At 31.1% G+C, this 12,605-nt stretch carries 10 protein-coding genes and 1 pseudogene; 4 read left to right on the forward strand and 7 right to left on the reverse strand.

What is annotated here, in order from left to right; all coding sequences use genetic code 11:
* The 3 genes from sufC to pepD form a co-directional block, all read right to left on the reverse strand.
* Positions 1-732: a Fe-S cluster assembly ATPase SufC gene (sufC, locus tag HMPREF2782_RS02990; protein ID WP_070640766.1), complete on the reverse strand. Its 732-nt coding sequence runs from the start codon at positions 730-732 to the stop codon at positions 1-3.
* Between the two features lie 249 nt (positions 733-981).
* Entirely contained in the window at positions 982-1,248 is a 267-nt protein-coding gene (locus tag HMPREF2782_RS02995; protein ID WP_070640768.1) for an HPr family phosphocarrier protein, read from the reverse strand.
* A gap of 571 nt (positions 1,249-1,819) precedes the next feature.
* Entirely contained in the window at positions 1,820-3,238 is a 1,419-nt protein-coding gene (gene pepD / locus HMPREF2782_RS03000) for a beta-Ala-His dipeptidase (RefSeq protein ID WP_070640769.1), read from the reverse strand.
* A 174-nt stretch (positions 3,239-3,412) separates the two neighbouring features.
* Here pepD and HMPREF2782_RS03005 point away from each other — a divergent pair, with 174 nt between their 5' ends.
* The 4 genes from HMPREF2782_RS03005 (at position 3,413) to HMPREF2782_RS03020 (ending at position 8,133) form a co-directional block, all read left to right on the forward strand.
* Positions 3,413-4,459 carry a D-alanine--D-alanine ligase family protein gene (locus HMPREF2782_RS03005; protein ID WP_070640771.1) on the forward strand — a complete coding sequence of 349 codons (1,047 nt, stop codon included), beginning with the start codon at positions 3,413-3,415 and terminating at the stop codon, positions 4,457-4,459.
* The gene (gene murF, locus HMPREF2782_RS03010; protein ID WP_070640773.1) at positions 4,456-5,835 is read left to right on the forward strand and encodes a UDP-N-acetylmuramoyl-tripeptide--D-alanyl-D-alanine ligase; all 1,380 of its coding nucleotides are present in this window, start codon (positions 4,456-4,458) and stop codon (positions 5,833-5,835) included. The genes HMPREF2782_RS03005 and murF overlap by 4 nt, the downstream gene beginning before the upstream one ends.
* A 38-nt stretch (positions 5,836-5,873) precedes the next feature.
* Positions 5,874-6,806, forward strand: coding sequence for a 1-phosphofructokinase family hexose kinase (locus tag HMPREF2782_RS03015; RefSeq protein ID WP_019118495.1), 933 nt, complete (start codon positions 5,874-5,876; stop codon positions 6,804-6,806).
* A gap of 79 nt (positions 6,807-6,885) precedes the next feature.
* Positions 6,886-8,133 carry a YkvI family membrane protein gene (locus HMPREF2782_RS03020; RefSeq protein ID WP_070640775.1) on the forward strand — a complete coding sequence of 416 codons (1,248 nt, stop codon included), beginning with the start codon at positions 6,886-6,888 and terminating at the stop codon, positions 8,131-8,133.
* Positions 8,134-8,351: 218 nt separating this feature from the next.
* On the opposite strand, the gene mgtE is transcribed toward HMPREF2782_RS03020, so the two are convergent.
* From mgtE to HMPREF2782_RS09470, 4 genes and pseudogenes are all read right to left on the reverse strand, one after another.
* Positions 8,352-9,710 carry a magnesium transporter gene (gene mgtE, locus HMPREF2782_RS03025; protein ID WP_070640777.1) on the reverse strand — a complete coding sequence of 453 codons (1,359 nt, stop codon included), beginning with the start codon at positions 9,708-9,710 and terminating at the stop codon, positions 8,352-8,354.
* Positions 9,711-9,714: 4 nt separating this feature from the next.
* Positions 9,715-10,920 carry a S41 family peptidase gene (locus tag HMPREF2782_RS03030; protein WP_004839298.1) on the reverse strand — a complete coding sequence of 402 codons (1,206 nt, stop codon included), beginning with the start codon at positions 10,918-10,920 and terminating at the stop codon, positions 9,715-9,717.
* A gap of 357 nt (positions 10,921-11,277) precedes the next feature.
* A complete protein-coding gene (locus tag HMPREF2782_RS03035) occupies positions 11,278-11,862 on the reverse strand; it encodes a DJ-1 family glyoxalase III (RefSeq protein WP_070640780.1) in 585 nt (194 codons plus the stop codon).
* A gap of 101 nt (positions 11,863-11,963) precedes the next feature.
* Positions 11,964-12,605: pseudogene (locus HMPREF2782_RS09470) on the reverse strand (adhesin); the annotation flags it as partial.

Raw genomic sequence — 12,605 nt, forward strand, 5'->3', positions numbered from 1 at the left:
TTAAACCCACTCATATCCTTCTTTTTCAATTTTTTCCATTAGGCTTGCATCAGATGTTTCTTTGATTACTCCATCTTTTAAAACGTGAACATAATCAACATCAATATTTTCTAATAATTCATTGTGGTGAGTTACAACTATTACAGCATTATCTTCATTTAAATAATTTTTGATTCCTTCACTTACAATTCTTACCGCATCAACATCAAGTCCTGAATCAGTTTCGTCAAGCATAGCAAGTTTTGGATTTAAAATTTTTAATTGCAAAATTTCAGATTTTTTTCTTTCTCCACCAGAAAATCCTACATTTACATATCTATTTGCATATTCTTCAGATAATTTTAAATCATCCATTTCTTTTTTTAGTTCTTTATTGAATCCTAAAATTGAAGGTTTTTTTCCTGTAACTTCTTCTTTTGCTTGCTTTAGAAAATCTCTAAGTTTTACACCATTAATTGCATCAGGAGATTGGAAAGACATAAAAATTCCTGCCTTTGCTCTTTTGTCAGTTGTTAAATCTGTTATATCTTCTCCTTCAAAAAATATCTTTCCTTCTGTTACATCGTAAACTGGATTTGCCATTACAGCGTTCATGAATGTAGATTTTCCTGAACCATTTGATCCCATTATTACATGAACTTCTCCAGCATTAACTTTTAAATTTATTCCTTTTAATATCTCAGTATCTCCAACTGAAACATGTAAATTTTCAACTTTTAATAATTCTTTCATTTCTTACCTCTTTTTTCCTAACTTTTGAGAAAATAAATTTATATACATTTAAAGTATACTGCTTTAGTACGGATTGTCAAAACTTGAAATCTTAACATTTTTATATGAAATTTTAAAAAATAATTTTTAATTTTTTTTAATCTTACAAAATGATTAATTTTAAAAATTTTCGCAAAGAAAAAACACTTTTTCTATCAAAAGTGTTCTCTAAATAAGTATTGATTTTTATTTTTAAGTAAATTTAAATTCCTAATAATTAGATAATTTATTTTCTACCAAATCAACTAAACTTTTTACAGCTTCTTCTTCGTCATCGCCTTGAGCCTTTATTATAATTTCTTCGCCTTTTCCGGCACTCATAGACAAAACTGACATAATTGATTTTGCATTATAAACTCTTCCATCTTTTTCTACATTTATATCGCACGCATGCTTGACAGCTTCTCTTATAAAAATAGAAGCAGGTCTTGCGTGTAAACCGATTTCATTTACAAGCGTAACTTTTTCCTCGTACATATTACCTCCATTAATTGTTGATAAATAAAATTCTATAACTATTATTTTTTTAACTATAATCCTTAAATCTTAAATATATTATACACGTTTTCCTATCATAATACAATACTTGCATTTTTGAAAATAATAGTTAAAAAAATATTAAATTTTTAGAAAATGATTTCCTTTTCTGTAAATATTATAGCACGAAAAAATTTTTTAACAAGGATTTTAAATATCTTGCTTAACAAAATAAAAAAAGAGGTGCAAACCTCTCTGACTGTTGACAAAATAAAAACTTTTCCCATTTGACCAGATAAACAACCGCCCGTTTCGATTGTTTATCCCTATTCATCGTGAACAACTAGTGGAGAGATCTCATGCGATCTCTCCATGCGTTAATTTCACTCACACAAAAACACCTTTGCTTTGCAAACTTTTTTGTGCTTTATCACTTAGTTTTAGGGATGATTGTGCCAAATAAAGGCACAACCATCTAGTCAAGATGGTGTCTAGCCTTATTTTATTTTAAAATTAATAATGAATTACTAAACTGACTTTTTCTACCCTATGAAAAGCTACAAATCTCTTTTTATTTTAATTCTTTTAAAAGCTCTATTAAGAATTTATAATTATTTTCTGTTGATTTTATATTTACTCTTTCTTCTGGGCTGTGGGCGCCTTCTATTTCTGGGCCGAATGATACCATTTGGGTTTGGTTCATATCTTGCTTTAACAAACCACATTCAAGTCCACCGTGAGTTGTTAAAACTTCTGGTTTTTCTCCATTTAATTTTTCCCAAACTTTTTTCATTATTTCCAAAAGTTCGCTGTCTTCTCTTTCCCAACCTGGATATTCATTTGATGTTTCTACTTTTGCTCCAAACATTTCTACTTGTTTTTTTATAACATCTCGTCTAAATCTTTTTGCTGATGTTACTTCGCTTCTTGCAAGAATTACAAAACTTATTTTTTTATCATCTTCTTCAATTAAACCAAGATTTGAACTTGTAACTAAATTTCCATCATATTTTTTTACAGGACCGTCTGCAACAATCATTGTTGCATTTACAATTTTTTCTGACAAATCTCTTGTCAAAACTTCTCCATCAAATTCGCATTCTTTTATAATTATTTCGCCTTTTGGATCTGAATTTTTGTATTCGTGGATAATTTCATCTTTTATTTTTTCAATATTTTTTATTGCTTTTTTTGCATCATCTACTTCTACTATAGCAAATGCTTCTGATGGAATTGCATTTCTTTTTACTCCACCTGTAATTTTTCCAATCCTATATGAATCTAGTCCGTCAATTATTCTAACAAGGCCCTTGATTGCATTTAGTTTAAACTTATCAATTTCCATTCCAGAATGTCCACCTTGGAAATTTTTAAGCTCAATTGAAATAAATTCTCCGTCTTTCTTTTCGTATTCTTTTTCAAAAGAATATTTTATATCCATTCCACCAGCACAACCAATCGTAAGAATTCCTTCTTCTTCGCTGTCAATATTTAGAAGATATTTTGGATTTCCCAATTTTTTTGTATCTAAATTATTAACTCCAACCATGGATGTTTCTTCGCCTGTTGTTATCAAAACAGAAATTGGTCCGTGTGAAATTTTTTTATCATCCAAAATTGCAAGTGCATAGGCTACCGCTATTCCATCGTCAGCTCCTAGTGTTGTCTTGTTTGCTCTAATCCATTCTCCATCTATTACAAGCTCAATTGGATCTTTAGAAAAATCGTGGTCTGAACCGTTTTCTTTTACACAAACCATATCCATGTGTCCTTGGAGTAAAACTTCTGGATAATTTTCAAAGCCCTTGCTTGCTTCTTTCTTTATATATACATTTAAAACATCATCTTGCCAATATTCTAAATTTCTTTTTTTTGCAAAATCTACCAAAAAATCTGAAATTTCTTTTTCATTTCCGCTTTCTCTTGGTATATTTGAAATTTCTTTAAACCAATGAAAAACTTCTTTTGGTTGTAAATCTTTATAATTCATTTTTCTCTCCTTGTTTTTATTTTATATTATACTTTTATTTGTAGAAATAAAAACACGAAAATTTTCAAAAGAAAATAATAAATATTAATTTATTTTTCAATAAAATCTTCTTTTATTTGCTCTAATTTCCAATATGTAGTAAAATTTTTATATAAAATTAGAGTGGGGAGATATATGATTAATACTTATTTATTATGCGGTGGACCTTCAAGCGAGCATGAAATAGCTCTTAGAAGTGCCCTTAATATTTCAAAAAATTTAGACAAAAACAAATACAATTTAAAAATTGTTTATATTGATAAAAAAGGTAGATTTTCAAAAGCTTTCGATTTTATAAATACAGACGATGAATTTGAGCTTGTAAAAGAATGCAAAGAAAATATTTTAGAATCAATTTCTGATTTTCTTTTAGAATTAAAAGATAAGGATAAGGAAAATACAATTATAATTCCTTGTGTTCACGGAACTTATGGAGAAGATGGAACTATCCAAGGATTTTTGGACGCAATTGACACAGCTTATATTGGAAATGGACTTTTGTCATCTTCTGTTTGTATGGACAAGGTTACTGCAAACGACATTTTCGAAAAAAATAAATTAAAACAAGCAAGATACCTATATGCCAATGAAGAATCTTTTAACCTTGATTTTGCAAAAAAATGCGAAGAATATATTAAGTTTCCAATGATTGTAAAACCATCAGCAAATGGTTCATCAGTTGGAGTAAACAAGGCAGAAAATATTGATGAGCTTTTAAAATTTGGAAAAGAATCTTTAAAATATGATGAAAAAATCTTAGTTGAAGAGGCAATAATTGGTCAAGAAGTAGAAATCGCCATAATCGGCGATAATAAATTAATTGCATCAAAACCTGGAGCTTATGTAACTGACCATATTTTCCTTGACTATGATGCAAAATATTTTGACAAATCCACAAAAGAAATGCTTCCTTATCCAATGGATGAAAATCTTGAAAAAGATTTGTTAGAATTTGCAAAAAAATGCTACAAGGCTTGTGGCTGCCAAGGATTTGCAAGAGTTGATATATTTTTAAAAGATAATGAATTTTACATCAACGAAATAAACACCTTCCCTGGCTTTACCCCAACTTCATTTTTTGCAAGACTTTGCAAAATTAGTTTTGACCTAGAATTTTCACAAATTCTTGATATGCTAATTGAAGAAGGTTTTAAAAGTTTTCAAAAAAGGAGATTTAAATGATTGAAAGAAATTTAGAAGAAATTGCAAAAATGCTTGGTGGAGAAATTTCAAACCCAAAGTATTCTAAAACCAAAATCAAAGGAATATCAATTGATTCTAGAACAATCAAAAAAGATAATCTCTATATCCCAATAGTTGGAGAAAAATTTGATGGAAGAATTTTTATAGAAGAATGCCAAAACGCTGGAGCTGTTGCCTTTTTGATTGACGAAAATTACAAAATTCCAAAGTCAATTTCAATTCCCTTTGTAAAAGTTTCTGATACAAAAAAAGCCTTGCAAGATTTGGCAAGAGCATACAGAGATGAGCTTGACATAAAAATAATTGCAATCACAGGTTCAAATGGCAAGACAACCAGCAAAAATTTGATTCATTCAGTTTTATCAGAAAAATATAAGGTAGAAAAAACTCAAGGAAATTTAAATAATGAAATTGGAGTTCCTTTGACTCTTTTGGATTTTTCAGACAAAACACAAATAGGTGTAGTCGAAATGGGCACAGAAGATTTTGGAGAAATTTCTCTCCTTTCAAATATTGCAAAACCAGATATGGCAATGATTACAAATATTGGCGATGCTCATCTTTTAAAATTAAAATCAAGAGAAGGAATCGCCAAAGCAAAACTAGAAATTCTTGAAGGCCTAAAAGCTGATGGAATTTTTATCTATAATGGCGATGATGAAATATTAAAAAAAGTTCTTCCTTCCTTCACAATTAAACAAAAAACAATAAGTTTTGGAGAAGAAGATGGAGTGGATTTTAAAGTATGTCCAAAAGAATTTTCAAGCACTTACACAAAATTCTCACACGAAAACGAAGATTATTTAGTTCCTCTACTAGGCACTCATCAAGTTTATAACGGAGCTTTGGCAGTTCTTATTGGAAAATTATTTAATCTTTCTTATGAAGAAATCGATAATGGTCTAGCAAAAGTATCAAATAATGCAAACAGAAATGAATTGATAGAAAGAAATGGCTTTGACATTCTTGACGATGCCTACAAATCAAATCCCCAATCATTAAAGCAAGGACTTGAGCTTGCAGGATTTCTGGATGGATATTTAAATAAAATTGTAGTTTTGGGAGATATGCTTGAGCTTGGCGATGGAGAAAAAAATCTTCATTACAAATCAGGACTTGATATAAATCCAAAAAAAATAAATTATTGCCTATTCTATGGCCCACTTTGCAAAGAAATGTACAAGGCAAGTCTTGAAAATTTCCCAGAAACCAGAAGTTTTTATTTTGAAAATAAAAATGACCTAATAGATAAGTTGAAATTTTTAATAACAAAATCAACTTTAGTTTTTGTAAAAGGTTCTAGAGGACTTCACATGGAAGAAGTTATCGAAGCAATTTATGATTTAAGAGTATAAAAATTAAAAATAGAAAAGATTAATTATTTGGAGGAATTATGATATATACAGTTACCCTAAATCCATCTGTGGATGTAATTTTAGAAGTAAAAAACCTGAATATTGGCGATAAAAACCATGTATCTGATGAATTTACCCTTCCAGGAGGCAAGGCTCTTAATGTTTCTAGGGTTTTATCACAATTAAAAATCCCTACAATTGCAACTGGATTTACAGGTGGTCATCAAGGAAGATTTATAGAAGACTGGCTTGATAAAGAAAATATTATGACAGACTTTGTAAATATTGAAGAAGAAAATAGAACAAATATAAAATTATTACTAGATAACGAAGAAACAACAATAAATTCAAAAGGTCCAAACATAAGCCACTACGAAGTAGATGAACTTTTATATTATTTATCAAGAGTTGGCGAAGGCGATACAATTGTTATGGGAGGATCAGTCCCACCAATGGAAGAAAAATCTGACAAAGATATTTATTCTAGAATGGTTTCAATAGCAAAAGCAAACAAAGCGCAATTTATAGCGGACATACCAGCAGAATATTTGCCAGACGTTATAAAAGAAGGACCAATTCTAGTAAAACCAAACATAGAAGATTTGATGGAAATTTTTGGAACAAAAATTGAAACAATAGAAGATATGGACAAATACGGCAAAAAAATTATAGAAATGGGAGCACAAAACGCCATAGTTTCATACGGCAAAAAAGGCTCAATGTTTTTTAGCCAAAACGGACATTCATATATATCCGAAGAAATTCACATAAATGAAGTTGTAAATTCAGTAGCCTGTCGTGATTCAATGATAGGAGGATTTATAGGAACTTTGGTAAGATCAAGCGATTATCTTGAAGCATACAAAGTTGCCGTAGCAGCAGCAACAGCAACAGCAGAAGTCCTAGACCTACCAACAAGAGAAGAAATCGAAAAAATAATACCAAAAGTAGTAATAAACCAATTTTCTTAAACAAAAGTGTTGGCATTAACCAACACTTTTATTATAAAAAAATTTTTTATTAAAGGAGAACAAACAAAAAGGAGAAATAATGAATAAAAAAACTATAAGTATAATGCTAGCTTATGTAGGCGTATTAACCGGAGCAGGACTTGCAAGCGGCCAAGAGCTAATGCAATATTTTATTTCCTTTGGAATATCAGGGCTATTTGGACTTATAGCCATAGGAATTTTGCACATTTTAGTTGGAGGAATAATTCTTCAACTTGGCTCTCACTATTTAGCAGAAAGTCATATCGACGTAATCGAAGAAGTTTCAAGCAAATATTTGACAAAATTTATGGATTTTGCCCTAATAATTAATTGCTTTTTGATGGGTTTCGTAATGATAGCAGGTGCAGGCTCAAATTTAAATCAGCAATTTGGATTTAAACCATGGGTTGGCTCACTAATTTGTACCCTACTAGTAATTTTTATTGGAATGTTAGATTTCGATAAAGTAACAAAAGTAATCGGTGCTTTTACACCACTAATAATTATTTTTGCTATCCTTGGAGCAATTTATACTTTTATAACCATAAAACCAGATTGGCAAAGTCTAAATCAAATTGGACAAAGTGTAAAATCCCCACTTCCAAACATAGGCTTATCCACACTGAATTATTTTGGCTTGTGCATGATTAGCGGAATCTCCATGGCATTTGTCCTAGGAGGAAGCAAAACCGATTCAGCCGAAGCAGGACTTGGGGGAATGCTTGGAGGATTGATGGTAGCAATTCTTACAGCACTAGTAGGCCTTACCCTATTTTTTACCCTACCAATGATAAAAGATTCCGACATACCAATGCAAATTGTTTTAGAAAATATCCACCCTGTTTTGGGTCTTATGATGTCTTTAATTATTTTTGGAATGATTTTTAACACAGCCATTTCCCTATTTTATTCAGCCGCAAGAAGATTTTCCGATACAGAAAATAAATTTAGAAGAAATTTAATAATATTTACCCTAATGGGTTTTGGACTTTCATTTTTAGGATTTAAAAAATTGATGTCAATCCTATATCCAATACTTGGATACCTAGGAATGATACTTACAATTATCCTAGTAGTTGCTTGGTTTAACGAAAGAGAAGAAATCAAACACGAAATGAGAAGAAGATTTGCAATATCTGTTCTTACAAAAAGAAAACTAGATGACGACGAAGAATTTGGAAAAATGGAAAAAGAAAAACTAGAAAGATTAGCAGAAAATTCCATAATAGACAACAAAGAAATAAAACAAGCCGTTCACGAAGAAGTGAAAGAAGAATTAGAAGAAGAAGAAAAAGAAGAAGAATAAAATTTAGACTGGATAAGGGCATAAATTTCCTTTTCCAGTCTATTTATTTTGCCATATTTTAAAAAGAGATCCATCTATGCACTACACTTCGTTGCGTTTAGTCGGCATGGGTAATTTCTTAATTTAATTTTATTACTAAAGAATTATTTTATTTTTTTTAAATTTCTTACACCAATTTCCCAAAATAAAAAAGCTTACTAATCAAAGTAAGCAATTTTTTATATTCCCATAATTAATTTTGCAATTTGAAAATAGCATATTAATCCTATTGAATCTACTATTGTTGTTATTAGTGGGCTTGCCATTATTGCTGGGTCAAAGCCTAATTTTTTTGCTCCCATTGGAAGTAAAGCTCCTACAACTTTTGCTATAATTATTATTACAAAAATTGTTATTCCTACTATGGCTGCAACTTCCATAGCTACTCCGTCAAATAATAGGCATTTTAAAAATGCTAAAAGTGACATTATAACTCCTACTATAACTCCAACTTCGAATTCTTTAAATACTACTTTATACCAATCTCTAAGCTCTACATCGCCTGTTGCCATTCCACGTATTACAAGAGTTGATGATTGGCTTCCTGCGTTTCCACCGGAGTCTGTTAGCATTGGTATAAACATATTTAGGGCAATTATTGATTCTATTACCCTTTGACTTGATTTTAAAATTGTTGATGTAAATGATGCCGAAACCATCAAAAACATTAGCCAAGGCAATCTGTTTTTTGCAAGTTTTAAGGCTGATGTGCTTGAATATTCTTCTTCATCCGGTGTTGTACCAGCCATTCTTTGGAAGTCCTCAGTTGTTTCAAGTTCCATTATATCCATAATATCGTCAACTGTAATTATTCCAATAAGCCTTCTTTCGCTGTCAACAACTGGCAAAGCTGTAAAACCATATCTTCTAAAAGTTTTTGCTACATCTTCTTGGTCTTCGTAAGCTTCCACGCTGATTACATCTTCATACATCAAATCTTTAACTTTTGTATCTAATGAACTTGTTACAATCAACCTTAGTGAAACATATCCCAATAAAGATTTTGTAGTATTTGTTACATAGCAAGTGTAAATAGTTTCTTTTGTTGAACCTACTTTTTTTATCCTGTCCAAAACTTCTTGGCAGGTCATTTCTGGATTTACTTCTACAAATTCTGTTGTCATCAAACTTCCAGCAGAATCTTCTGGAAATTGTAAAAATTGATTTACTCTTTTTCTCATTTCAGAATCAGAATTTCTCAAAATTCTTTTTACAACAGTTGCAGGCATTTCCTCAAGCGTATCAATTACATCGTCGAAATTTAAAGCTTTCACAATAGCATCAAGCTCAGGATCTGTAATAGAAGTCAAAAGTCTGTGCTTGCCATCTTGTTTTAATTCAGCAAACACCTCAGCAGCATCATCTTTTCTCAAAAGCCTATAAACAATCAAACTTTCTTCATTGTCAAGCTCAGACATAAATTCTTCTATATCTACGGGGTTAGTTCTTCTCAAAGAATCCTTTAAAGCCGGAATATCTTTTTTTTCTAAAAGATTATTTAGTTCTTCAATCCTTTGCTCGCTGTTATAGCTGTTCATAATATCACCCCTTAATTTCTTCTAATAATGTATCCAAAGCCTTATTAAATTGAGTATCCTTGTCAAGATTTTCTATATCCAAAGCTCCATTTTCACTTTTATCTTCAACTTCTACATCAGGTTTTACACCAATTTTGTGAATTTTGGTTTTGTTTGGTGTGAAATATTCGCTAATAGTAATTTTTACACCAGAACCATCATCAAGAGGGAAAAGTTTTTGAACAATGCCCTTACCAAAAGAAGTTTTTCCAACAATTTTTGCTCTTTTTCTATCCTTAAAAGCTCCAGCCAAAATTTCAGACGCAGAAGCAGAATTTTCATTTATAAGAACAGTCATAGGAGTTTTGTCCATTTCCTTGTCGCTTTTTTCAACAATTTCTTTGCCTTTTTTGTCAACAGTTGAAACAATTACACCCTCATCCAAAAAAGTATCAGCGATAGCAAGACACACATCAAGCCCACCGCCAGGATTATTTCTAAGATCCATAACAATACCATCAACCTTAGCATCCTTCAAAGCCTTTAGCTCCTTGCCAAATTCTTCCTTAGTAACATCCTCAAATTGTTTAATTTTAATATAGCCGATTTTTTTGTCATCTTTTTCAACAACTTTGCTTTCAACAGTATCAACCTTTACATCAGCTCTTTCAACATCAATATCTTTTTCCTCAGCCTTGCCCTCAGCATTTTTTCTAAGGACAGTAATTTTTACCTTTTCTCCAACATTTCCCCTGATTTTTGACACAGCCTCTTCCAATTGGTCAGAAGAATAAGAAACACCATCAACCTTGGTAATATAATCGCCAACATTGATGCCAGCCTTTTTTGCAGGAGATTCATCAAAAACAGAAATCGCCTTGATATATCCCTCATCACTAGCTTGAACAGCTACACCAATGCCCGCATATTTCCCATTAACATCTTCCATAAGCTTGTCAAATTCTTCCTTTGTATAATAAGCAGTATAAGGATCGCCCAAATTTTCAAACATACCCTTCAAAGAACCATCATACAATTGCTTATCCTCATAATCAAAAAGGAAATTCTCATCAATCAATTCCTTCATAGCTTCCATAGAAGCCATGTGCTTTTGATTTTGTTCAGAAATCATACGATTATCATTAGAAGAATTCTTTCCGAGAGTAAAACCCGTAAAGCCAGTCCCTATAATCAATAAAAAGGCCAATAAAACCTTACCAATCTTTTTCATAATACCTCCAATTAAAATTTAAAAACCAAAATATGATTTTTATAGAAATTAAATACCTATCAGTATTCTTATATTTTAACATATATAGACCTTTTTTTAAATAAAAGAAAAAGGCAAAAAAAGAATAAATCAATAAAAACAAAAATTGATTTATTCAAAATCAACCAGAGAGTAGACAAAGCATGAATGCAGATAATATTTTATTTTAAAATAAAAATTAAGCTACGTACCATCTCGACTAAGTGAGTGAAACGAACGCACGGAGAGATCTCATGAGATTTCTCGACTCACTACGTTCGCTCGAAATGGATATTTTTTGGTTTGTCAACAGTCTGATTGATTTATTCAAAATTAACATCAAAAATTAAAACCAAAATATTTCTCAACAAAATCTTCCTGAATACCAGCCTTTACACTATTTTTTACATCAATACCCTTAATCATTTCAATCAATTTCAAAGCCAAAAAAACACTAGCACCAGCGCCCCTTGACGTAAAAATATTTCCATCCACAACAATAAGCTTGTCACTTTTAATATTTCCAACATTCAAAAGGCTTTTTTCCACACTAGGATGACAAACAAGATTCCTATTACCAACAATACCTGCCCTATCAAGAACAGTTGGCCCTGCACAAATGGCACAAATGATTTTTTTCTCCTCATCAAATTTTTTTACAATATCAATAACCCTTTTATCATCCCTAAGATTTTTCGCACCCACACTACCACCAGGAATATAAAGCCCATCATAAAAATTCAAATCAATATCATCAATAAGCCTATCCGCCTTAACCATAATATTGTGAGAGCCACAAACAAACAAATCATCGCCAACAGAAACCGTATCAACAAAAATATCAGCCCTTCTAAAATAATCGACCAAAGTCAAAGCCTCAATTTCCTCAAAACCATCAGCCAAAAAAACTAAAAATCTATCCATAAATTCCTCCATAAATCTATTATACCCACACCCAAAAATCCCCACAAAAAAATGAAGACCCGAAGGTCTTCACTAAAAATTATTTTTTATTTTCGAAAAAATTAATTTTCTTCATTTTTTCTTTTTTTAGAAGCGAATAATCCGCCTACTGCTGCAGCCAATGTTGCTAAAATAGTTGCAGAAGAACCTACACCTGTTTTAACATTTTTGCCTGTATTAGAGCTATTAACTCTATTTATGCTTCCACTAGCACCAGCTTTTGCTTTTTGAATTACCAAATCATTTCCTTTAATGATGTCAACTGAACCATCTGGATAAGTTATAGTAGCAGTTCCATCTTTTCCAATCTCAACTTTTGTTCCTTGTGGGAATTTATCTTTATTAGCATCTTCGATTGCTTTTTTAACCTTATCTTTTTCCTCATCAGTTAAGTTGTTTTTATCCTTAACTTCAGTTTTTGAAGGAACAGTTGGGTTAGTCTTGTCTGCTATTGTTTTATCAGGATTTGTTGCTTTTTTATCAGTTACTGTCTTTTCAGCTGGTAGTGTATTTGTTGAGCCGTCTGGATATGTTAATGTTACATTTCCCTTATCATCAACTGTTACGTCTTTTGCTTCTGGGTTTACTTTCTTAACTTCTTCAACTACTTTAGCTTTTTCTTCTTCAGTTAATTTATCTTTGTTTTCTACTTCTGTCTTAACTGGATCTTTAGCTGGGTTCTTTTTAGCGTCGGTTTCTGTGTC

Source organism: Anaerococcus sp. HMSC068A02 (genome assembly GCF_001811125.1).
GTDB classification, from domain to species: domain Bacteria; phylum Bacillota; class Clostridia; order Tissierellales; family Peptoniphilaceae; genus Anaerococcus; species Anaerococcus vaginalis_C.

Bases quoted from the DNA above. Each gene is read 5' to 3' on its own strand.
- sufC (WP_070640766.1), bottom strand. From the start codon at position 732: ATGAAAGAATTATTAAAAGTTGAAAATTTACATGTTTCAGTTGGAGAT.
- HMPREF2782_RS02995 (WP_070640768.1), bottom strand. From the start codon at position 1,248: ATGTACGAGGAAAAAGTTACGCTTGTAAATGAAATCGGTTTACACGCA.
- pepD (WP_070640769.1), bottom strand. From the start codon at position 3,238: ATGAATTATAAAGATTTACAACCAAAAGAAGTTTTTCATTGGTTTAAA.
- HMPREF2782_RS03005 (WP_070640771.1), top strand. From the start codon at position 3,413: ATGATTAATACTTATTTATTATGCGGTGGACCTTCAAGCGAGCATGAA.
- murF (WP_070640773.1), top strand. From the start codon at position 4,456: ATGATTGAAAGAAATTTAGAAGAAATTGCAAAAATGCTTGGTGGAGAA.
- HMPREF2782_RS03015 (WP_019118495.1), top strand. From the start codon at position 5,874: ATGATATATACAGTTACCCTAAATCCATCTGTGGATGTAATTTTAGAA.
- HMPREF2782_RS03020 (WP_070640775.1), top strand. From the start codon at position 6,886: ATGAATAAAAAAACTATAAGTATAATGCTAGCTTATGTAGGCGTATTA.
- mgtE (WP_070640777.1), bottom strand. From the start codon at position 9,710: ATGAACAGCTATAACAGCGAGCAAAGGATTGAAGAACTAAATAATCTT.
- HMPREF2782_RS03030 (WP_004839298.1), bottom strand. From the start codon at position 10,920: ATGAAAAAGATTGGTAAGGTTTTATTGGCCTTTTTATTGATTATAGGG.
- HMPREF2782_RS03035 (WP_070640780.1), bottom strand. From the start codon at position 11,862: ATGGATAGATTTTTAGTTTTTTTGGCTGATGGTTTTGAGGAAATTGAG.